Annotated in this window: 21 protein-coding genes; 12 read left to right on the top strand and 9 right to left on the bottom strand. The window is 37.0% G+C overall.

What is annotated here, in order from left to right:
* Positions 1-8: 8 nt before the first annotated feature.
* On the top strand, positions 9-629 hold the full coding sequence (locus tag KORDIASMS9_RS04770; protein WP_240321130.1) for a hypothetical protein: 621 nt from the start codon (positions 9-11) through the stop codon (positions 627-629).
* Positions 630-999: 370 nt separating this feature from the next.
* Here the strand turns inward: KORDIASMS9_RS04770 and dinB are convergent, their stop codons facing one another.
* On the bottom strand, positions 1,000-2,112 hold the full coding sequence (dinB, locus tag KORDIASMS9_RS04765; RefSeq protein ID WP_114901745.1) for a DNA polymerase IV: 1,113 nt from the start codon (positions 2,110-2,112) through the stop codon (positions 1,000-1,002).
* Positions 2,113-2,152: 40 nt separating this feature from the next.
* Between dinB and KORDIASMS9_RS04760 the strand changes: the two genes are divergently transcribed.
* From KORDIASMS9_RS04760 to KORDIASMS9_RS04725, 8 genes are all read left to right on the top strand, one after another.
* Positions 2,153-2,629, top strand: a complete 477-nt coding sequence (locus KORDIASMS9_RS04760) for a CYTH domain-containing protein (RefSeq protein WP_114905147.1) — start codon at positions 2,153-2,155, stop codon at positions 2,627-2,629.
* A complete protein-coding gene (locus KORDIASMS9_RS04755; protein WP_114901744.1) occupies positions 2,622-3,122 on the top strand; it encodes a YciI family protein in 501 nt (166 codons plus the stop codon). Before KORDIASMS9_RS04760 ends, KORDIASMS9_RS04755 begins: the two co-directional genes overlap by 8 nt.
* Positions 3,123-3,149: 27 nt before the next feature.
* Positions 3,150-4,031: an endonuclease/exonuclease/phosphatase family protein gene (locus tag KORDIASMS9_RS04750; protein ID WP_114901743.1), complete on the top strand. Its 882-nt coding sequence runs from the start codon at positions 3,150-3,152 to the stop codon at positions 4,029-4,031.
* A gap of 606 nt (positions 4,032-4,637) precedes the next feature.
* Positions 4,638-5,945 carry a PcfJ domain-containing protein gene (locus KORDIASMS9_RS04745; protein ID WP_114901742.1) on the top strand — a complete coding sequence of 436 codons (1,308 nt, stop codon included), beginning with the start codon at positions 4,638-4,640 and terminating at the stop codon, positions 5,943-5,945.
* Between the two features lie 10 nt (positions 5,946-5,955).
* Positions 5,956-7,350 carry an RtcB family protein gene (locus KORDIASMS9_RS04740; protein WP_114901741.1) on the top strand — a complete coding sequence of 465 codons (1,395 nt, stop codon included), beginning with the start codon at positions 5,956-5,958 and terminating at the stop codon, positions 7,348-7,350.
* A 252-nt stretch (positions 7,351-7,602) separates the two neighbouring features.
* Positions 7,603-8,163, top strand: a complete 561-nt coding sequence (locus tag KORDIASMS9_RS04735) for a hypothetical protein (protein WP_114901740.1) — start codon at positions 7,603-7,605, stop codon at positions 8,161-8,163.
* A gap of 73 nt (positions 8,164-8,236) precedes the next feature.
* The gene (prfH, locus tag KORDIASMS9_RS04730; protein WP_114901739.1) at positions 8,237-8,833 is read left to right on the top strand and encodes a peptide chain release factor H; all 597 of its coding nucleotides are present in this window, start codon (positions 8,237-8,239) and stop codon (positions 8,831-8,833) included.
* A gap of 4 nt (positions 8,834-8,837) precedes the next feature.
* Positions 8,838-9,782, top strand: coding sequence for a C45 family autoproteolytic acyltransferase/hydolase (locus KORDIASMS9_RS04725; protein ID WP_114901738.1), 945 nt, complete (start codon positions 8,838-8,840; stop codon positions 9,780-9,782).
* A 144-nt stretch (positions 9,783-9,926) separates the two neighbouring features.
* On the opposite strand, the gene KORDIASMS9_RS04720 is transcribed toward KORDIASMS9_RS04725, so the two are convergent.
* A complete protein-coding gene (locus KORDIASMS9_RS04720) occupies positions 9,927-10,103 on the bottom strand; it encodes a hypothetical protein (RefSeq protein ID WP_162819765.1) in 177 nt (58 codons plus the stop codon).
* 153 nt (positions 10,104-10,256) lie between these two features.
* Positions 10,257-11,306: a PD40 domain-containing protein gene (locus tag KORDIASMS9_RS04715; protein ID WP_114901736.1), complete on the bottom strand. Its 1,050-nt coding sequence runs from the start codon at positions 11,304-11,306 to the stop codon at positions 10,257-10,259.
* A 43-nt stretch (positions 11,307-11,349) separates the two neighbouring features.
* Here KORDIASMS9_RS04715 and KORDIASMS9_RS04710 point away from each other — a divergent pair, with 43 nt between their 5' ends.
* The 3 genes from KORDIASMS9_RS04710 to KORDIASMS9_RS23810 all read left to right on the top strand — a co-directional run bounded on the left by KORDIASMS9_RS04710 (position 11,350) and on the right by KORDIASMS9_RS23810 (position 14,408).
* Positions 11,350-12,606, top strand: a complete 1,257-nt coding sequence (locus KORDIASMS9_RS04710) for a M28 family peptidase (protein WP_114901735.1) — start codon at positions 11,350-11,352, stop codon at positions 12,604-12,606.
* Between the two features lie 80 nt (positions 12,607-12,686).
* Positions 12,687-12,932, top strand: coding sequence for a hypothetical protein (locus KORDIASMS9_RS04705; RefSeq protein WP_240321129.1), 246 nt, complete (start codon positions 12,687-12,689; stop codon positions 12,930-12,932).
* A gap of 123 nt (positions 12,933-13,055) precedes the next feature.
* The gene (locus tag KORDIASMS9_RS23810) at positions 13,056-14,408 is read left to right on the top strand and encodes a transposase (RefSeq protein ID WP_162819764.1); all 1,353 of its coding nucleotides are present in this window, start codon (positions 13,056-13,058) and stop codon (positions 14,406-14,408) included.
* 174 nt (positions 14,409-14,582) lie between these two features.
* On the opposite strand, the gene pbpC is transcribed toward KORDIASMS9_RS23810, so the two are convergent.
* The 6 genes from pbpC to KORDIASMS9_RS04670 all read right to left on the bottom strand — a co-directional run bounded on the left by pbpC (position 14,583) and on the right by KORDIASMS9_RS04670 (position 23,403).
* Positions 14,583-16,937 (bottom strand): penicillin-binding protein 1C, encoded by a 2,355-nt coding sequence (pbpC, locus tag KORDIASMS9_RS04695; RefSeq protein WP_114901733.1) that lies wholly within the window; start codon positions 16,935-16,937, stop codon positions 14,583-14,585.
* 8 nt (positions 16,938-16,945) lie between these two features.
* Complete coding sequence (locus KORDIASMS9_RS04690) at positions 16,946-18,052, bottom strand: WD40 repeat domain-containing protein (RefSeq protein WP_114901732.1); 1,107 nt, start codon at positions 18,050-18,052, stop codon at positions 16,946-16,948.
* A gap of 75 nt (positions 18,053-18,127) precedes the next feature.
* Positions 18,128-19,237, bottom strand: coding sequence for a hypothetical protein (locus KORDIASMS9_RS04685; protein ID WP_114901731.1), 1,110 nt, complete (start codon positions 19,235-19,237; stop codon positions 18,128-18,130).
* A gap of 3 nt (positions 19,238-19,240) precedes the next feature.
* Positions 19,241-19,708 carry a T9SS type A sorting domain-containing protein gene (locus tag KORDIASMS9_RS04680; protein ID WP_114901730.1) on the bottom strand — a complete coding sequence of 156 codons (468 nt, stop codon included), beginning with the start codon at positions 19,706-19,708 and terminating at the stop codon, positions 19,241-19,243.
* A gap of 91 nt (positions 19,709-19,799) precedes the next feature.
* A complete protein-coding gene (locus tag KORDIASMS9_RS04675) occupies positions 19,800-20,114 on the bottom strand; it encodes an antibiotic biosynthesis monooxygenase (RefSeq protein WP_114901729.1) in 315 nt (104 codons plus the stop codon).
* Position 20,115: 1 nt separating this feature from the next.
* Positions 20,116-23,403 (bottom strand): T9SS type B sorting domain-containing protein, encoded by a 3,288-nt coding sequence (locus KORDIASMS9_RS04670; protein WP_114901728.1) that lies wholly within the window; start codon positions 23,401-23,403, stop codon positions 20,116-20,118.
* Positions 23,404-23,489: the final 86 nt, after the last annotated feature.

The raw sequence follows: 23,489 nt of genomic DNA, 5'->3' as shown, positions 1-23,489 counted from the left end.
TACACAACATGATTTTCTCAGAATTACTCCAAAACATCGAAAAACTTACACAGAATTTTGATTCGATTCCTTCCGATAGAAAAGCGCAATTAGAAACGCTATCTGCATACATTCAGCAAAAATACAACGATCAAAAAACGCCAAAATTGATTGTGATTTGTACACACAACTCACGAAGAAGTCACTTAGGTCAGTTGTGGCTTGCCGCAGCCGCAGATTACTACAAACTGCCTGCAATCGAAACTTTTTCAGGAGGAACAGAAGCAACGGCGTTTCATCCAAATGCAGTCAACGCTGTTGCGCGAATTGGCTTTAAAATTTCACAATTGGTTGAAGCGGAAAATCCAATCTATAAAATTCTATGGAAAGAACAGCAATATCCGTATCATGCGTTTTCCAAACGTTTTGAAGAACCGCCAAATCCAACACAAGCATTTGCGGCAATTATGGTATGCACGGAAGCAGATGAAGGTTGTCCGTTAGTATCAGGAACTGACTTTAGAATTGCACTTCCGTATGAAGATCCCAAAGCCTTTGACAAAACGCCAAAAGAAACCGAAAAATACGACGAACGCTGCCAACAAATCGGAACAGAAATGTTGTATGTAATGTCTAAGGTTTCGGTGTAATCACTAAAAAATATTGCAATCGTCACTTCGAGTAAAATTCTGCAAGAATTTTGTATCGAGAAGTAATATGAAAATAAATCAATTCAAATCACTTCTCGATACAATTTTTCTACGAAAAACCACTCGAAGTGACGTTTCATTATCATTCCTGCGGAGACAGGAATCCATCGTGTTTCAAAGTGGATTCCCCATCAAATGCGGAATGACACACGTTTTATGAAAGTTTAAGAGTGAAATCAGACATTAGGTTTTGGGAATTAGGGATTAGTCAAGTTGTAAGGTCAATTAAGTTCCAAGAAACAAGTCTAAAAGCAAAGCGCGTCTAAAAATCTAACAGTGACAGCAGTCTAAAAGCGTTAGCGTTTCTAATCTAAAAATCAAACTTCAACTGAACTGAAATACTCTTTTTTTCTTCCACTTTAGAAGATTTTTTCTCTTTCTTATCAGTGTTCAAATTGCTCAAAGAAATGCCTAACAAACGTACGGAATCTTTCAATTTCTCTTGATACAGCAACTCTTTGGCAGTTTCCAGAATTAGGCTTTTATCCGAAATATAATAGAGAATGGTTTTGCTGCGAGTTTGTGTGGTAAAATCACTATACTTAATTTTCAGTGTGATGGTTTTTCCAGAAACATCATAGCGTTTCAAGCGTTTTTCGAGTTCTTGAGCAATATTTTCCAGCTTCTCCAACATAAAAATTTCACTGGTCAAATTGTTAGAAAATGTACGTTCGGCACCAACCGATTTTGCAATTCTATTCGGTTTTACAGCGCTCAGATGAATGCCTCTCACAACATTGTAATAGAAGTTTCCCGATTTGCCAAAATGTTCTGTGAGAAAATCAACGTCTCTCGTTTTTAAATCTTTTCCTGTAAAAATTCCGAGTTGATACATGCGTTCAGCAGTCACTTTTCCAACGCCATAAAACTTGCGAATGTCTAAATTTTCTAAAAATTCCAATACTTCTTCTGGCGGAACGGTTTTTTGTCCATTAGGTTTATGATAATCACTGGCAACTTTGGCAATGAACTTGTTAATGGAAATTCCCGCGGAAGCGGTCAAACCGACATCTTTTAAAATTTTAGCACGAATTTCTTCCGCAATCAAAGACGCACTGGGATTTCCTTTTTTATTCTGAGTAACATCCAAATACGCTTCATCCAACGACAACGGTTCTACGAGATCGGTATATTCATAAAAAATAGTGCGAATTTGGGTGGAAATCTCCTTATAACGATCAAATCGTGGACGAACGAAAATCAACTCAGGACAGCGTTTTTTGGCTAAAAATCCACTCATGGCACTGCGTACGCCAAACTTTCGCGCTTCATAACTTGCCGCGCTTACCACACCGCGTTTTGATCCGCCGCCAACAGCCAACGGTTTTCCTTTCAACTCAGGATTATCCAACTGTTCTACAGACGCATAAAAGGCGTCCATATCTACGTGAATAATTTTTCGCAAAGGGAAATCGAAATCCATATTCAAAATTATGATATCTTTAGCCTATATAATAACAAACATGCAAGAAATAGAGCGAAAATTTCTCGTAAACAGTCTAAAATTCAAAGAAGAAGCCAGCAATTCTTTCCCAATAGCGCAAGGTTTTCTCAATACGCACGCCGAACGTACGGTAAGAGTTCGCATCAAAGGAACGCAAGGATTTCTAACGATCAAAGGGAAATCGAACGAAAGTGGTACCAGTCGTTTTGAGTGGGAAACCGAAATTCCTATTGAAGAAGCAACGCAGCTTTTACAACTTTGCGAATCAGGAATCATTGAAAAAATTCGCTACAACATTCCGCTCGGAAATCACGTGTTTGAAGTAGATGAATTTTTCGGCGAAAACGAAGGATTAATTGTTGCAGAAGTGGAATTGCAACAGGAACATGAAGCATTTCAAAAACCGACTTGGCTTGGCGAAGAAGTCACAGGACATAGAAAATATTACAACTCACAACTCAGTAAAAAACCGTATAAAACTTGGCATCATGAATAAATACATCTATCTATTCTTAGCTGGAATTTTCTGCATAGCGTGCACTAATTCTACCGAAAACCAAACATCAAACAACAATCAAACGCACGTTGGAAACAAAAAATTTACCAAAGCACACATACAAAAATTACTTGACGAAGGTTATAAAATTTTGGAATTTGTAGATCCAAAAACAAAAGATACACTCTTAATGCAGCAATACTTTATGGCGTTTTTAAAAAAAGGAAAAGATACCTTACAAAACCCAAAAACCGGCGACAGTTTGCAGCGATTGCACTTGGCGCATCTCCAAAAAATGTACGATTTAGGACATGCGGATATTTCTGGACCTTTTGGCGAATTGGATGGTAACATTCGCGGCGTAACCATTTACAATGTGCCCACGCTAGAAATAGCGGACAGCTTGGCAAATGCCGATCCTTCTGTAAAAGCTGGGCGACTTGAAATTGAAATGCATCCTTGGTGGGCAGCAAAAGGGTATTACTTGCGTTAATCTATGTTCGAGCTGACGTAAAATAATATGAAATTTAGGATTTACTTTAAAAAATCATTGCAAATTTTCTTGTGCATTGCCATTATAGTGCAGTTTACCATAAAGGATTTTTTTTATATTTCCGCGTTGTTATTTTATGCAACACCGCTTCCGCTGATTGTACTCGGAGTATTGTTTTTACTTCTGTTTACAAAAGCTTCCGCCAGAAAATACTATGTGATATTGGCTGTAATTATAACCGTAATTTGGTGTAACAGAAGCTACACGTATTCGGAAGATGTAGATACGTCCAATTCCTTGGAAATTGTACTGTGGAATGCCTATCGAATTCGAAACTTTGAAGATGCGTTTGAAGTCAACGGAAACTTACCAGATGTGCTCGTTTTGATTGAATGTGACGAACACGATTATCAAAAAATCATTCAAAAATATCCAAACTACCACTTTGAACTGACAGAAAAAAAGGTAGGTATTTTTTCAAAAACACCTCTAAAAATTCATTCAAAAGTAAAAACAAAAGATCATGTTGTTATCGTTCATTTTAGCACAAAAAACACACATTTTTATGCCATAGATGTCTCTTCAGATTTGCGACATTTTCGAAAACCAATGCTGCAAAGTATCATTTCTGAAATCAAAACGGAGGAGAAAAACATCATTTTAGGTGATTTTAATACACCAATTGAGTCCCTATTCTTTAAAAATTTCAAAAAAAATTATCAACATGCTTTTACAGAAAAAGGCAATGGATTTCGCGAAACTTGGTTTTGGAATCTTCCACTGCTGTCCCTCGATCATATCTGGGTTTCCAAAGATTTACAAATTCTAAAAACAGAAAAAATAAACACTTGGAAATCGGATCATTCCATGCTCAAAATGTACCTCAAAAATGAGGTCGAGAAAAAATAAATTTGGAAAATTGAAAAATGATCTTCTATATTTGCAACCGTTGAAACGCAACAAAATTAATTAGTAACAAAAAACGAAAACGTGCAAAAAATAAAACTCACATATCGAAACAGTATTGGAAACATTCCGATGCGCGACTTGGGTTTTACCAGTTGTACATTTCAGTAGAAATAGATCATCATAAAACAACCCGAGTCCCAAAAGGCTCGGGTTTTTTAATGCTTATTTTTTAAAAAGTATGCTCAAAACAGCAACAACATATATCGCAACAAACACTGCAAACATGCAGGAATTGTTCATTTTAGAACCAAACTATTCTTTGGAATAAAGAATATATATACAACAGTATAAAAGCTCGGTTCTACCTAAGAATCGGGCTTTGTTGTTTTAAGAACCTTTGAAAAATAAAAACCTAGAAATCGTGTAGCAACACAAAACAACGAAAAATGAATATAATCAAACAAATGGAACGACTGTAAACTCGGGAGTGTGTTTTCAGTACTAACAAAAAAGAATTTTTAATCCACAAAAAAACAAACATGCGACAAGAAGCAAAAACACACGAATTAAAATTTTTACTGAAAACAACACTCAAAAGAGACAGTCATGGAAACACAATACATACATCGAAAGCATATTTCGAAATCCAAAAGATTAAAGGAAAAACTGGCGGCAAAAGCTAAAGAAGCAGCACTACAAGAAAGCTTACAAAAACACAACAAAGCAAAAAAAGTACTGTTTCCAGCCATGGTCGAAAAGATCTACGAAGGCAAAGAACGAAGCAATTATGAATCCAATTCGCTGGCGTATATCTTGGAAAATCATTTCAGTGCGTTACACAAAAAAAAGCAACCACGCAGACGTGTAGCATTTAGAAACATCCTATTGCACTTGTACAAAAAGCGTTGTACAAAGCTATTACGAAACGAAGAATATTTACGTGTCATCTATCAAATTGCTTGGTTTAGCACTGCGGGAATCAGAGACATAGAAACGTGGAAACGAAAAAGTCACAACGCAGATAAGCAACTGAAAAGTATCATAAAACACTGTTTTGTAAAATACGAAGTGCCAGCGTTTATGTACGAAGCTTGGTTGGATTACAATCGCAAATACATTTCTTGGTTTATTGATTTAGGGCGCGGACAAAGTGTAAAAAGTTTGTCAAAAATGCCAGTGCGTTTAACCAAAAAAGGAGCGCATCAATTTTTGCAAGCACCAGCCAATTATACGATTGAAATGGCACTGCGTAGAGCACAAGCATTAGCGTTTGGAACTGATGAATTATTAGCAGGACGCATTGCGTGTACAGGATTAAGTCGAAACGACTTTCAACACGAAACTTTCTGGGAAACAGTGATTCAGTTTTTCATGAAACAAACAATGTTGGACTTCAACAAAATGGAAGAAATCATTGATTATTTAAACGATTGTATTCGTAATAATGCAGCCTATTCTATCAAAGGAAGAACCATTACATCCTTAACAAGACAATCGGATGCATGGCACGTAGAACAAGCTGTGCACAATGCAAGTAAGGTAGAAATGTTTACATGGAAACCAACGCTTGACAGTTCCTTGATAGTGACAAAAAAGGACGGGAATGATGTAAAAAAATACCGTTTGTTCGAATTGTGTTCTTCTAAGGAATTGATTGTAGAAGGACGAAAAATGAACCATTGTGTCGCGTCGTATGCGCGTTCGTGCTGTGTAAAAGTAGCTGCTATTTTTACACTAAGATGCACCAGTTTTTCAAAAGGATTAGAAATCTTAGCGACGATCGAATTAGACATAAAATCGCAAACTATTGTCCAAGCAAAAGGACGATTTAACAATCCCATTTCCGCAGTTGCCAAAAAAATCATGTACGATTGGGCAACGCAACACGAATTAAAAATCGGGAAATGGTTGTAAAACAAATATTATGGCAAAATTAAAATTACGAGGCAAAGACCTCATAGAAATAGGATATCCACAAAAAGGAAAAGTCATCAGTATTGCAATGGAAGTAATGCTACGGAATTTTAAGCGCGAACGAAAAGACAAAGTGTTACAGCGTTTAAAAACCATCTTGAAAAATCCTGAAAAATATCTAGGAGATGGAATGGTTGGCAGAATTGCCGAAGAACTCACAACTCCTGTACACGTAGAAGCAAAACAATTAGAAACGAAACGTGCACCGTTTACCATATTTGGCGAAAACGGAATTGCCGAAGAAGCGAAACATCAGTTGTACACGGCATTAAAATTGCCAATCGCAAAAGCTGGTGCCTTAATGCCCGACGGACATTCAGGATACGGACTACCGATTGGTGGTGTATTAGCTGCAAAAGATGCCGTAATTCCGTATGGAGTTGGTGTCGATATTGGTTGCAGAATGTGTTTGTCAATCTATGATATTCCAGCTTCATATCTGGAAGGTCACAAAGACAAATATGTAAATATGCTGCAAGAACATACCAAATTTGGAGGTTTTGAAACCCACAAGCGCATCAACGATCATGAAATCTTTGAGCGCTCGGAATTCAAAGATATTCCAACGGTAAAAAAACTGTTCAAAAAGGCGTATTCACAACTAGGTTCATCAGGTGGTGGAAATCACTTTGTAGAATTTGGAATTGTAGAGATTTCTGATGTACACAACGAATTTAAGGTTCCTATCGGGAAATATTTGGGAATTCTGTCACACAGCGGATCGCGTGGTTTGGGCGCTAACATTGCAAAACATTATACAAAGTTAGCAATACAACAAACACCATTACCAGGAGAAGCGAAAAACCTAGCCTGGCTCGATCTCAATACGCATGACGGGCAAGAATACTGGTTGGCAATGAATTTAGCAGGCGATTATGCGTCGGCTTGTCATCATGACATTCACAAGCGTTTGGGGAAAGCTTTAGGGGCAAGACCATTAGCAATGGTAGAAAATCATCACAATTTTGCGTGGAAAGAAATCGTCAACGGAGAAGAATTGGTGGTACATCGAAAAGGAGCAACACCAGCACAAAAAGGTGTCTTAGGAATCATTCCAGGATCTATGACAGCGCCAGGATTCATCGTTCGAGGAACGGGAAACAAACATTCGTTGCAATCGGCTTCACACGGAGCAGGACGCCAATTATCACGACGAAAAGCCAAGCAAACGCTCACGCAAAGTGACATCAAAAAGCAATTAAAAGAGCATGGAGTTACGCTTATTGGTGGTGGCATTGACGAAGCGCCGATGGCATACAAAAACATTCACCAAGTTATGAGCAATCAAACGGAATTGGTGGAAGTTGTGGGAAGTTTTACACCAAAAATTGTGCGTATGGAATAGTACACTTCGACAGGCTCAGTGTACGTTATGCTGAGAGAAGTCGAAGCAGAGTTGCATCTTCACAAAAATACTAGGGAAACTAAGGTTCTCAAGGTTTCTCTAGTATTCTTAATGAAGATTCAAAAAAAAAAGAAAATAACATAGAAACGTCTTTGCGAGAATTTTGTAAAAATTCGTGGCAATCTGCTAAAATAAAAAACAGATTAGGTCATCGTTTTCTCCTCGAACTGACGTACAGAAAAAAACACAAAAATGGCAACATATACAGACGATATAGTATTCATTCAAGCATTAGAAAGTTATTCGTATGATATAGAACAATGTGTGCAAAAATTACAATACATATTGGGTGGAAATGATCATGCAGGTGCTAGTAATTTAATGGGAAGAATCTATCATGAACAAATACACGATTACAAAAATGCTCGCGAATACTATCATCAAGCTTTATGCATAGATCACGAATATGTAGAAACCTATTACTACTATCCGTTCTTACTAATTGACGTTTGCGATTACGCAGAAGCAGCACATGTTTTAGAAGTTGGATTTTCATTAGCACAAACAGACAAAGCACGTTTGCACTATATAAAAGCGATTCTTTTAGAGAAACAAGAACAATTTAAAGCAGCAAAAACATGCTTGAAGAAGTCAAAACACTTGGCTTTAAACAATGAACACAGATATTTTATTGACAACCAATTACGACGTATTAAGGAAAAAATAAACGTTGGAAAAAAGTCAAAAAAGAAAAAAACAAAACGTAAAAACAAGACAAAAACTAATGTGAAATTCAATTCCATGTTAGACTAATTCAATATGTGTTTTTTGTCATTCCTGCCTGCGCAGGAATGACAAAAAACACAAATTCGAAAATATAGAAATTATGGACAATCAATTTTGGGTGCAAATTTCCTCAGGTTCAGGACCTGAGGAATGCTGCCTCGCCGTAAAATACTTAACAGAAAAGCTAATGCGCTTGCCAAATTTTACATTTAGCGTCATTGAATTGGTGGCTACAAAATACCAAAACTACAAATCGGTTTGGTTACGTGTAACAGGCGATGCGACTGACTTTAAAAACTATTGGCAAGGGACAATACAATTCATTTTTAGAAGTCCGTATCGCGCACATCATCAGCGTAAAAACTGGTTTGTGAATGTAAAAGTATACGCAATGCCCACACAAATTTCGTGGTCTCCAAAAGAGGTTCAAGTCAAAACGGCACGAAGTTCGGGAGCAGGCGGACAACACGTAAATAAAGTAGAAACGGCAGTAACAATGACACATATTCCTACGGGAATTACAGTACAAGCAAGCGAAGAACGCTCGCAATTTTTAAACAGAAAACTAGCATTCGTACGATTAGATATCGCAATTAGTGCGCAAAACAAACAACACCAAAATGCGGTAGCAAAGCAAAAGTGGAGGCAACACAAAGAGTTGCAATTGGGAAATCCGGTGCAAGTTTTTAAAAAATAAAATCATGAAAACACATATTGTGAATTTAGATTTACAACCAAGCAAACGTTGGTCATTTCTATCTAAATATAAAACAGCAGTAAACGAATTGATTCAATGTTATTTAGACGATTTTACAGGAGCTGAATTTATTTTTGAAGGTGTTGAGTTGTACAAAGAACAATTTATTAGCGAAACCTATATTCAAGAAATACAAAGCATTGCTGAAATTTCTAATTTTTCTGTGAATGAAATTTTAGTTGCTAATTTGTATTACGATGTATTAAAATTATATTTCGGTTGTACTGCTTTTGCTACGTGGAATGATAATGAAATGTTCCATGCTCGCAACTTAGATTGGCATACAGATGAGAATATATTAAGCACACATTCTATGATTTTCGACTTTCAAAAAGCTGGAAAAACTATTTTTAAATCTGTTGGTTGGCCAGGATTTGTCGGAGTACTTTCGGCAATAAAACCACGCAAATTTGCCATTACTTTAAATGCGGTTTTGAGTGAAGATCAAGCGGAATTAGCATTGCCAATTTCATTTGTATTGCGTGATGTGTTGGAAACTTGTGAATCATTTGAGGAAGCGAAAACAAAACTGGAAAACACACCAATTATTTGCGATTGCTTATTGTTACTTTCGGGAACAAAACACCATGAAAAAGTAGTAATTGAACGTACGCCAAAACGAACCGAAACACGGATTTCGGAAGAAGGTTTTATCGTAGTAACAAACGATTATAAACAATTGCAAAATGGACGTGCAGCGGGCAATATTTTGCAAGCTACTTCCTGTGGACGTTTTGATTCAACAACAACATTATTACGAGCGAACAAAGTACAACAAGAACAACAGTGTTTGGAAGTTTTACAACATCAAAATGTGATGATGGGAATTACCATGCAGCAAATGGTTTTTACTGTAAATACAGGCGAAATTAAGTTGATTTGCACTTAAAATTGTTTGGAAAGTGACGTGTGCATTATTTGAAACGTCTTTACGAGGAGAAACGACGAAGTAATCTGTTTATCAAGCAGCAGATAGCTTCATTTCATTCGCTATGACGTTTCTAAAATGTCATTTTCCAAACAAAACGATGTACTAGTGTTGATTAGAAACGCAGTTGTCTTCCCCGTCTTGCATAAAAGACTTTGCCGTTATTGTTAATAAAGAAGTCGTTCCTACAGTTGTACTTGTAATTCCTCCTTTTAACTCATGCGCGTTTAATGTTGAAATAGAACGCTTTTTTAATTGGATTTTTTTCGAACTTTTTTTCATGTGTGACTTTTTATGATATGAAAAATACGGTATAATTTTCTGTGAAAAATGACCAAACACTGACAAAACTGCCATTTTGTTTGCCTGAGAAAATTTACTCGCCTAAAAAGTTAATTAAAGCCTATTTCGAATTAAAAAGATAAAAGAAAAGTACTACTCCTGCCATTCTGCAATAAAAAGATTGGTGTCTCTTCCGCCACCGTTATTTCTGTTAGATGAAAACGCTAATTTTTTTCCATCGTTAGAAAATACAGGAAAAGCATCAAAGGTTTCTCCGTGTGTAATGCGTTCCAAACCTGTTCCATCCAAATTAATCATGTACAAATTGAACGGAAATCCGCGTTCGCTTTCATGGTTGGACGAGAAGATGATTTTTTCTCCAGAAGGATGAAAAAACGGACTCCAGTTGGCATTTCCTAAGTCGGTTAATTGACGCAAATCGCTTCCGTCAGCGTTGCAGATGTACAATTCCATTTGTGTAGGTTGCACCAAACCTTCTGCCAACAACTCTTTGTATTCTTTGATTTCTGCGGCAGTTCTTGGACGTGATGAACGGAAAATAATTTTGGTGCTATCTGGCGAAAAGAACGCGCCGCCATCATAGCCCAATTCGTCTGTGATTTGTTGTACATCGCTTCCGTCAATATTCATGGTGTACAACTCCAAATCACCACTACGCGTAGAAGTAAATACAATTTTATCACCTTTTGGAGACACTGTTGGTTCTGCATCGTAGCCTTTTTCGTTGGTCAATTGCTTGACAATATTTCCTTCCAAATCGGCCACAAAAATGTCGAACGAATCGTATACAGGCCAAATGTATTTTCCGTTTTTGCGCAACGGTACTTCTGGACAGTTTTCATCTACCAAATGTGTAGACGAATAAATAATATGTTTGTTATCAGGTAAAAAGTATGAGCACGTCGTTCTTCCTTTTCCTGTACTCACCATTGATGGCATGTTGTCTTTAAATGTTTCGTCAATATTCATCAAAAACATTTGATCACAAGACACATTCCATTGGGTATTGTTCGATTGAAAAATAAGTTGTTTGTCATCAAAACTCCAATATGCTTCTGCATTATCGCCTCCAAACGTCACTTGACGAATGTCTTTAAAATATTTTTCTTCAGGATAAATTAATGGATTCTTATTGCATGAAAAAAAGGCAAGGCATACGATTAAAACAAAAATACGTGTCATAAGTACTTAATATTTTGATAATTTTGCACAAAAATAACTTCTTATGTCCAACAAACCAGTATTTGTAATTCTTTTTTTAGCATTTCTATGTGCTTGCAAGACAGAACGTCCAATTGAAAACCGAATTAAAGAAGATATTGCCGTCTTGGCAAACGATTCTTTACAAGGAAGAGCCACGGGTACAGAAGGGGAAGTTTTGGCAGCTTCGTATATTGCCAATCGGTTTAAAGACTTGGGAATTCTGCCGAAAGGTACCAACGAATACATTCAGGCATTTACATTTACACCAAAAACAGATCCGCATGCGGAAGTGCAATACGGCGAAGGAACTAGTAAAAAAACCATTACAGGAAGAAACGTCATTGGATTTATTGACAACAAAGCTGAAAATACGATTGTTATTGGCGCACATTACGACCATTTGGGCATGGGACAAGAAGGTTCGTTACACAGAGGTGAACCGATGATACACAATGGCGCGGACGACAATGCAAGCGGCGTAGCAGTGATGCTGTATTTGGCAGATAAATTAACCGACACCAATACAGAAAATAATTACTTGTTTATGGCTTTTTCGGGAGAAGAAATGGGCTTATTAGGTTCTAATTATTTTGTAAAAAACCCAACAATTGATCTTACGAAAGTAAATTACATGATCAATATGGACATGGTGGGTCGTTTGAAGAAAACGAAAACGCTGGCAATTTACGGAATAGGAACATCGCCAATTTGGGAAGAAACCATTAAGAAAGCTAATAGCAAACATACATTCGATTTTAAACTGAACGTTTCAGGTGTCGGTCCGTCAGATCATACATCGTTTTACTTGCAAGATATTCCGGTGTTGCACTTTTTTACAGGACAGCATGTAGATTACCACAAACCTTCAGACGATTTGGAAAAGTTGAATTACGACGGAATGTTTCAAATTTCAAACTACATTCACAGAATTATTTCAAAAGTAAATTCACAAGGAAAAATAACATTTACCAAAACTGTGAACGAATCAGATGATGTTCCGCGCTTCAAAGTGACGTTGGGCGTAGTTCCTGATTATTTATTTGACGGAAAAGGCATGCGCATTGATGGTGTAAGCGAAAATCGTCCGGCACAAAAAGCAGGGTTGCAAAAAGGTGATGTTGTCGTGCAATTGGGCGAATTTGAAATCACAGATATGAAAACCTATATGAAAGCTTTATCTCAATTCGAAAAAGGCAGTTCAACGACGGTAAAAGTAAATCGTGATGGAACTCTTGTGGAAGCTGAAATTACTTTTGATAAAGACAAGGACAAGAAATAAAAGTTAAAACTTTCAAAAGATATACTACTTTTCTGTAATATTTTGTTATTTTCAAAAGACTTAACCAAAAATTAAATATCATGAAAAAACAAATCTTACAAGTAAAAGGTGCAACCGCACTAACAAAAAAAGAACAAAGACAAATAAACGGCGGTAATCCTATTGCTATTTGCGATAGAAATGGAGATTGTCCAAGCGGATCAAGTTGTGCTCCGGATGGTTTATGTTATAGAGATGCTAATGGAGGCTCTGGTAGTGGCGGATGCAATGAACCAATGCGTATTTGTGTACTTCCAGAAACAGGTTGCGGTTGTGTTTATTTTTAAAGGCGCATTCAGAAAATACGTAAAGCCTTTTAAATACTAATATTTCTTTGTAAATTAAAGAAACATAAAACCCCGAAAATGACCGATATGGTTCAAAAACGGGGTTTTCTTTTTTCTCTAGCCATGAAAATACAAAGAATTTCTGATTTACAAACCCGTTTATCTCTTTTTTCGATATCTGAAAATTACACGCTGTTTTATGAGCGTTTTTTGCAAAGTGATTTAGGTAAGATTTATACAGCCATTCCTTGGGACGATTTGGTAGCCACTTTTAATATTAAGGAACACAAACTAGGTAGGAATATGCTTTTCAGTCCTAAAGGTCGTCTAGCTTTAATGTTTTTAAAACATTATGCTTGTTGTAGCGATAAACGTCTTTTAGAACAACTTAACAGTAATGTTGACTATCAGTTTTTTTGTGACATTTCTTTAGGTTTTAATCGGTTGACAAATTCTAAAATCGTGAGTCAAATACGATGTGAGTTAGCGGGCTGTTTGGATATTGAAGTCTTGGAAAAGTGTCTATACGTAAACTGGTCTGGTTATATAGAGAATCCTGATCAAGTCACTGTGGATGCTACTTGTTATGAGAGTGAACTGCGATATCCTACCAATCAAAAGCTACTATGGGAAGCTGTTCATTGGATGTACAATCAACTCCGCAAAAATGCTAAAGTAGTAGGGGTAAAAATGATACGCAGTAAATACTTGAAATGGAAACTACGTTATCATGGCTTTAGCAAGATGCGTCGCAAGACCAAGTCAAAACGAAAATCACTAACACGTTCACTTTTAGGGTTATTAAAGAAGTTTATCGACTTTGAAGCTCACTTACGTAAAAAGTACAACTTGCAAGCAAGTGTACAATACTATCGCAGAGTAGCCACCATCAAAAAAGTTTACTCTCAACAAGAATATCACTTCAGAACAGGTAATAAGATTAAAGACCGTATTGTAAGTATTGCAAAGGACTACTTACGACCTATCGTTCGAGGAAAAGAAATCAAACCCGTAGAGTTCGGAGCCAAAGTTAACAAACTACAAATCGATGGAATTAGCTTTATAGAACACCTAAGTTTTCATGCCTTCAATGAGGGAACGCGACTGCAAGCTACGATCTATAAAGCACAAGATCTTACCCATAGAAAAACCAAGATCATTGGAGCAGATGCTATATATGCCACAAACAAGAATAGAAACTTTGTCACAAAGCACAAGATTAAAACCGACTTCAAAAGAAAAGGAAGGCCTCCTAAAGACTACAAGCAAGAGAAAAAATTAAAGAGCTTAATCACAAAAGAAAGAGCTACGCGATTAGAAGGTAGCTTTGGCAAGGAGAAAGAGTATTATCATCTCAAAAAAATAAAAGCAAAAACAAAGCTTACAGAAACCTTGTGGATATTCTTTGGTATACATACCGCTAATGCCTTAGAAATCGGAAGAAGAATCTACAAAAAGCAACAAATAGCAGCATAAAATTTTAAAATAGCTTACTAAAACAATGGAATAGGTATGTCTTATCGTTAACAAAACTCACTAAAAAGAACATAAAAACAGTCCAAAATAAAAATCCAAGAACTGAAATAGATCAAATCTTGGATTTTTATGTTCTTGTTAGCTTTAAGTGAGCTATTTTCTGAATGCGCCTTTTTATTCTTGAACCTCAATCGTGCGTGTGGCTTCATTACCCAACGCATCCACCACCGTAATTTTGTGAATGCCTGTTTCAGGTTTGATTTCCATTTCGTGAATGGTTTCGGTAGTTCCCAAGAAGGTTTCATCTAAATACCAAAATATTTTAGTATCGGGAATGGAATGCGCCAAACGTACAATGACGCCATTGGTGTTGCCATCAAAATCTTTTGGTAAAAACACTTTTGTCGCTTCTTCCGGATACAAAAAATCTAGCTGTTTTTGAAACTCCGCCGTACAATCTTTTCGAAATGGTGGCAAAGTTTTGTACAACGGATTTTTATTCTGATAGTAATATTCCATCAAAGGTGGCAACACAAACCAACTTTTATGCACCATTTGATTCAGTGGCTGACAAGACGAATTGACTTGATAGCGTTCGTCCAAATCCAAATGCACTAAAACATGATACGGACAAGGCTTTGTTTTCAGTCCACTGATCGGAATAAACTGCAACTGCTTTTCTTCACACAAATCAGAAGCGCGATACCCACTTTTGGAGCAAATTTCCACTTCTTGGAGTTCGTCATACGGAACAGGAAACCATTCACTTTTGGGTAGCATATCAAACACATCAAATAAAATCGGAGCGGCGGCAACTGTTCCAATCAATCCGGGGCGACCTTCGCCGTCAGCGTTTCCAACCCAAACGCCCACCACATAATCTTTGGTTGTACCAATTGCCCATGCATCACGAAAACCAAAACTCGTCCCCGTTTTCCAAGCAATTTGTTTGCTAGAATCGAAAAACTCCCAGTTTTCTTCCCCTTCTGGGCGATTTACTTCTTTTAAAGATTCATACGTTTTATATATTGATCCTGCATCAAAGATGGTTTTTTCCGCGGTAAGCGATCCAAAATCAATGGTTTCATCCCACAAAAAAGAAGGTTCGCAAAATTCATTGGTAAAGTATTGACTCGAATTTTCACCAAAATGTGTCAAAGTGGATGAAAATGCTGCATAGGTTTTACACAAGTCCCACAAATTGCTTTCGGCACCACCAAGTATCAACGAAAGTCCGTAATGATCGGCAGGATACGATATATCTTTTAATTCTAGTTTTTGCAGGTAATAATGAAATTTATCCAGTCCGAATTGTTGCAACATCCGAACCGCAGGAACATTCAACGAACGCGATAATGCACGTTTGGCAGTCACAGCGCCATCATAGGTTTCTTTAAAGTTTTTCGGATTGTAATTCCCAATTTGTGTGGGCACATCGACCACCAACGTGTTTGGAAGCAAATCGCCCGCATCTAAAATGGCGGTGTACAAAAAAGGCTTCATAATGCTTCCTGTACTTCGCGGTTTGTGAACAATATTGACATCTTTTTGATGGGCTTTGTCCGTAGGCGTGTTTCCTACATACGCTAATACTTTTCGTGTTTTTACATCCAATACCAACACGGCAGCATTGTAAATTTGATTTTGTTGAAGTTCACTGTAATGTTTGGCTACAATGACGTTAGCTTCTTGTTGTAAGTAGGATTCAACGGACGTTTGTACACGTTTTCCTTTGTGTATTTCTGCAACTTTGTCTAGTAAATGTTTGGCAGTTTGTGGCAGTTTGTATGGTTTTTGTGGCAATGGCTCTTCAATGGCTAATTCATAGGTGAGTTGATCAATAAGCTCTTCATTGAGTAGCTTTTTTAAGAGTCGATCGCGTTTATTTTTTAAACGAATTTGATTCTTTCCAGGATAAATTAAACTTGGTGCATTGGGCAATACGGCAAGCGTTGCACTTTCTGCCCACGATAATTCTTGCGGTCTTCTGCCAAAATAACGCCAAGCTGCGGCATCGAGTCCGACCACATTTCCACCAAAAGGCGCGTGCGATGCGTAGAGTTTTAAAATTTCATCTTTCGAATAGCGAAATTCTAATCGTGTAGCGAGTATGATTTCTTTGCCTTTTTCAAAATAAGTACGTTTTTGCCCTTTTCGCGATAAGCGTATAACTTGTTGTGTAAGTGTACTTCCGCCGCGTTGTACTTCGCCCGAAGTTAGGTTTTGCCACAAGGCTTTTGCTATGGAAACAGGATTGAAGCCTGGGTGACTGTAAAAGTAAGCATCTTCAAACTGTATGATACAGGTTTTGAATTTTTCGGGAATCGAATCTAATGGAGGAAATCGCCATTGTCCATCATCGGCTATTTTCGCGCCAAGCAAATTCCCTTCACGACTTTCAATAACGGTAGAAGTTGGCGTGTTGAATAAGGTTTCTGGCAAACAGAAATAATACGCAATTAATAGAATAACCAGAATAATCGTTTTGATTTTATTGTTTTGAATCTTTTTGATTATTCTGGCGATCATTTTTGATATTAGTTTTCGTTATGAGGAGAAACAACGATGTTTCCTGCTCCATAAGCTGTGTTTGGATAGCTAGTTCCTGTCCATACACCATCTTCTGCATTCCATACATAATACATATTATCGTCGCGTGCTTTAAAAATAAAGTTTCCGTTAGATGCAGTTATTGAACTAGCTCCGTACGCTGTATTTGTATAACTTACGGACGACCATGTTCCTGTATGTGCGCTCCAAGCATAAATTTTATTTTCATCACTTGATTTAAATGCAAAGTTTCCTTCAGAAGCAGTTAAGCTATTAGGTCCGTATGCTGTATTTACATAAGAAATTGAAGACCAAACACCTGTTTTTCCATTCCAAACAAAATACTTATTATCATCACTTCCTTTAAAAATAAAATTTCCTTTGGAAGCTGTAATTGAACCTGCGCCGTAAGCGGTGTTTGTATAATCTACACTTGTCCAGTTGTACGTTACAAAACTCCATGCATACATTTTATTATCGTCACTTGCTTTAAAGGCAAAGTTACCGTTGGAAGCAATTAAACTTCCTGCTCCATACGCTGTATTTGTATAGCTTACAAACGACCAACTTCCTTGGTTGCTCCATGCATATATTTTATTTTCATCAGATGATTTGAATGCAAAACTTGTGTTGTTGTTTAAGTTGAGTGGATTTTGAGTTGCAGATTGATTACTACTGCCACCGCCTGAAACACTTCCCGCTGTTTTTGCATACAACGCATACGGAACACTTAACAACTGACTTGTTCCTGTGATGGTATAATTGGTGCCGCCAGCAATGTCGGTTTCCGTTTTTATAAAATACGGTCCTGTGCTCCAATCAATGGCTGAGAAGTCGTCCGAAGATGTTCCGCCACCGATCATAATTGTCACCAATCCGTTGGTATTGGTAGACACTGTATGTGTTTCGGTGTACACGGCTGTTCCTGTGGCATTTGTTTGTAAAATACTAACGCGCATGCCAATATTGGAATCTTGCACAAGGTTTCCATCTGAGTTTCTAATGATAGCTTGGTAGTTTACTAATTCTGGCGCTTGCGCGAATGTGGTTAAGGTGACCAAAAAAGTAAGAAGTGTAAATATTGTTTTTTTCATTTTTAACTTGGTTCTAAATACTACTTATTAAATTAATGTTAGTTTATGTGTTGATTCGTCATGAAAATATTGCCGTCAAAAGAGAAATTCGTAAAGCATAGACGCATTGAAGTTTACGACGACTTTTAGTGCAAATGCAGCAGCAGGGCCAAAAATAGCAGGGCCATTTACGTCTAAAGATTGATCATTTAAGTTATCTCCGTAAAAAAAACCTCCAATATTGACACTGTTTTGCACGTCATTTGCTGGAAGAAATAGAAAGAAGAAAAATTCTCCAGAACCATCTGTGCCATACGATAAGGAATCTGAATTGAATGTAATATTTATTGATTCTATTATGTAATCAAAATGATTCCCCGTAAAGTAAATCCTAATTCGATACAAACCATTACTAGGAATGGTAATAGCGTTTCCATTTTCAATTAACGTACCGTTAGAGAATCCATCTCCTCCAAACACAATACTTTCGTTTTGAGCAGCTAAAAACTTGATTTCTTCACCCGCTTGAAAATATTTTAAACCTATATAATTAGAATACGGAGCAATATTATTCCCAAATTGCAATGCTGTGGAAGCATCCCAATTGTTAAAACTTCCGTACAAGTAAAAGTTGGTAGGCGAAGTGGAAGGCGCATTTGAGGTTGGTACTGATAATTGTCCGTTGTCATTGATGCCTAATTCGTACACAGTTCCGTCTGGTGAAGTTAATTTAATGGTGGCGCCAGGTTGTGTGAGCGTGATATTTCCACCATCGTATTCCAAACCTTCATTAGTTTCTGTAAATTTTGTGCCGTTTTTTGCATACAACGCATACGGAACACTTAACAATTGACTGGTGCCAACAGTTGTATAGTTGGTGCCGCCCGTGATGTCGGTTTCCGTTTTGATAAAATACGGTCCAGCACTCCAGTCAATCGCAGAAAAATCATCTGAACTTGTGCCGCCACCAATCATAATTGCGAACAATCCGCTGGTGTTTGTCGTTACTGAATGGGTTTCTGTGTATACCGAAGTTCCTGTTGCAGTTGTTTGCAAAATACTCATTCGAAGTCCAACACTCGTTTCCGAAATTAAGTCTCCTTCCGCATTTCTTACCACAGCTTGGTAATTGATCAATTCAGGTGATTGTGCAAAAGCAGAAATCGTAATGAATAAGGTTATGAGTGAAAGTAGTGTTTTTTTCATTTGTTATTTTTTGACAATTTTGAATGTTTTAATTTCTGTATTCGCTCGAAGAACCTTCAAGAGATAGATACCACTTTTAAAAGCGCCCAAAGAAATCTGTTGCGAAGAAATATTGGTTTGTTTTTGAATTAGTTTTCCATTGATATCATACATTTGAAAACTTAAATTTTGATGGTTTCCAACGTTTAATTTCACAATATCCGTGGTAGGATTTGGAAATACCTGCACATTCACATTGTTGAACTGTGGATCATTAATACTGAGTAATTGTGTTACTTCTAACGGAATTTGTATTCCTTGACTTACGCTTCCGTCTGTACTTTCTATGGTTTCCACAGAAATCAAACCTACCGAATAGGTAACACTTCCGTTGCTTCCAGTACTTTCATTTGCTGCGGAAACAGGAGTTTCTTGTGCAGCTAGCAATGAAGTAAAAAATAATAATATTAAAAAAAATAGTTTTTGGTTCATAAATCGGTTTTAATTGTTTTTACGAAGGTTAAGAAAAAAGATGAAATATTCAAAATTATTGTATAAGCGTTTAAAATTATTTATAAGCGTATCATTTCTTTATAAAATCATACTCACGTTCTACTTTGCAGATTTTCACATTGTAATGCGCATACCATTTTTTTATGCCTTTTTGTTGTGCCATAAGATGATCTGTATGTTGTTTCCATTGTTGAATGGCTTCCAAAGTTTCCCAATAACTCACGGTAATCCCCACAGCGTTTCGAGCACTGTCAATACCGATGAATCCAGTTTGTTGTTTGGCTAATGCTTCCATTTGTTGCGCCATTTCCACATACCCTTCTAACATGTCAGTTTGTGTTGAGGTAAAAATGACGGCGTAGTATGGAGTAAAATCTGAATTCATATTATCGAACTAAAGAAAAATTTCCCGAAAAGGTTTTTCCATCTGCCATTTCAAATTTGTACCAATAGTCGTTGCTTGGCATCAATCTTCCTCGGTATGTTCCGTCCCAACCATTTATTTGTCCTGGTCTAAAGTAAAAGAGCAATTTTCCATACCGATCAAAAATATACATGATGGAAGTTTGCTGTACTGCTATTGAAATTCCTTCCACATTCCACATATCGTTTGTCAAATCGTTGTTTGGTGTAAAGTATGCAGGAAAATAAATGTTTGTAATATCTACTACGGTGGTATAACAATTAGGATCTACAAAAAAGTTGGTAATACTTTTACAACCATTCGTATTGGTCACGGTGGCAAAAATTTCTTGTATGTCGTTTGTAGCGTAAAAAATAGCATCAATCGTATTGATTTCTTGTTCGGCATCTTCTTCCGTAAGGAAAAAATCAACGGTATAATTGGCACTTGCATTGCTAATGATGAGCGGATAACTATCATTTAAATTGAAAAAACCATCCGTATTCGCATCAATATAACAATCGGTCAATAAGCGTGCGCTTGGTGAGTTTACTAATGATTCAACTTCGGGATTTGCCAAAATTTCAATAGCAAACTGCGTTATTTCAACACAAGCGGTGTCCGTATCTTCTATGCGAATGTAAATTGTAGCTTGCGTAGAAGTTAGTATGTAATCTGTGTTGAGCGCGTCCGTATTTGTGTTGGCATCAACCGCAGAAGCATGATAAGAAACGACAACGTTTTGTGTTACGTTTTGTAATAGTTCTGTTTCTACTTGCGTAAGATTGAACAATAGGGAGTTTTCATCTTCACAACGTGTGATATTGCTTGGCGGTGTAATTGGTATATTTTCTATCGTGATGACTTGAAACTGAGTCACGTCAAAACAATTCGAACTTGTATTTTCCACACGTACAAAAACGGTTTCTTGATTGGTTGTTGGATCAAAATTTGTGCTCAACGCATTCAAATTGTCATTAGCGTCTATTTCCGTAGGATGATGCGTAACATTTACAGTTTCCGTAACGTTTGCCAGCAACGCTGCTTCTACTTGGGTAAGATCAAAAATTCCGTTATTCTCATTCGGACATTGCACGAGATCGCTTGGCGTGGTAATTTGTGGAATTGCATTCAGAATAATGTCAAACTGAGAAGTTTCAAAACAGTTATTATTTGCGGAATTTTCTATACGGATAAAGATAGTTTCTTGCCCAACTGAAGTTAGCGGATAATTTGTATTTACAGCATTTGTTCCTGTGGCGGCATCAGAAGGATTATTGTGATAACTAACGGTTACAGCTATTGAGGTGTTTTGTAACAGTTCCGCTTCTACTTGTGTGAGATCAAAAATGTTATTATTTTCACATTGCGTGATGTTGCTCGGCGGTGTCAGTTGTAAATCTCCACTGCGCACAATAAAAAAGCTTGCAATTTCAAAACATTCGGCGTTGACCGTATTTTCTACACGTACAAATATAGGAATTTGTCCAGGAGGAATTTGATAGTTACTATTGATTGGATTTACAGCAATAGAAGCATCTGCGAGACTTGTGTAATACGAAATTATCACAGGTGAAAGTGTATTATTTTGAAGCAATTCGGCTTCTACTTGTGTCAAATTAAAAAAGCCATTGTTTTCATCTTCACATTGTACAATGTCACTTGGCGTTACTATTACTGGATTTTCGTTCAACGTAAGGATAAATTCGGTAGTTTCAAAACACTCAGGATTGGCGATACTTTCTACACGCACAAAAATAGTTTCTTGTCCCACAAAAGCTTGGTAATTTTCACTTACTGCATTGGTTCCATTGGTGGCGTCGGCGAGATTTGTGTGATACGTTGTTGCGACCGCAATGGTGTTATTTTGAAGTAATTCGGTTTCTACTTGGGTAAGATCAACAATACCATCATCTTGAACTTCGCATTGTACAACTTCGCTTGGCATGACAATAACGGGTGAAGGATTTACGGAAATTGTAAATTGACTCGTCGCAAAACAATCATCATTTACATTGTCTACTCTCACAAAAATAGTTTCTTGAGTTGCTGTTGTGGTGTAATTTGAATTTACAGGATTGCTATTTGTTTCCGCATCATTTTCTGAATTGTGATAGGTTACCGTTACAGCATTGGTCACATTTTGAAGCAACTCAGTTTCAACATCTGTTAAATTAAAAGTAGCACTATTTGTTCCGTCATCACAAACGGCTAATTCTGATGGCATCGTAATATCGGGTATGTTGTTCGTAATGGTAATATTGACTTCTACAACTTCCACAACTCCTGTGATGGTATTTACAACTCTCACATAAATAGTTTGCATACCTTGTTGTGTATTTGTCCACGGACTGGAAAGTGGATTGGTATTATTATTTGCGTCTGTAAGGCTTATATGTGACGTAGCTTCATAATTAAACGCTTCGTGCAATCCTGCGGCACCAAACCATGAACCAAATATAAAATCATTGTTGGCAATGGTGGTAAATGTAAATGAATTCAAATCAATTTCATACAACTCTGACTGCGTAACGCCGTACAATTGACCTAGCTCACTGGCAAGTCCAAACGTATCTGGAAGAATGGTTCCTAAATCTACATGCGATACATAATCAAAATTGGCATCAATCGTTACTTCATACAAACGCACACCAGAACCAATGTTCCAAGATATGTACATTCTATTTCCTAAAATTACAAAATCGCCACTTGGTGCGCCGCTTCCGAAATTATGCCATACATAGGGTGCGCTCATTTCATCACTATCATATCGGTATACAATACTGTTATTGGCACCGCCAAAATATAAATTTCCTTGCGTGTCAAACGACAAAGAGTTTGTAGGTATAATGGCGCCCATATTTGGAAGTAAACTTGTAGTACAATTTGTTCCATCTACCGAAAATATAGAACCAAAATCAGTAGCGTAAATTTCTTCGTTTTCGTCAACTGCAACATCTGATAATGGATTGCCTAAATTGCAAATCTCATCAATGGTGATGGTTCCCGAAAGATCATTCAATTGAATAATTCGTCCTGTGGAGGTAGAAATAATGACAGCTTCTTCAATAGCACCGTTGCCAAAATTTTCCAATACTTCCGTTTCAATATCTAACAGATTGATATCAACAAAACCGTCATCATCACATATTACATATGCTATCGGGTCCATCATTTCTTCCGATGTTGAAGTAGAAATTGTGTGAGTAGGATTTCCCGAAAAGGAAAGAACTCCCAAGACAACTATGAAGCCTATTTTAATTTTTGACATACGGTTTGTAAATATTTCTTGTCTTTAGATAGAAATGTTGGAGGAAGTAAATTTAATGATAGCTAAGATACTTAAACTTTGCTAAT

It is taken from the genome of Kordia sp. SMS9 (genome assembly GCF_003352465.1).
Lineage (GTDB): Bacteria > Bacteroidota > Bacteroidia > Flavobacteriales > Flavobacteriaceae > Kordia.
The sequence above is the reverse complement of the archived record's forward strand: the minus strand, read 5'-3'. Positions and strand labels throughout refer to the sequence as shown.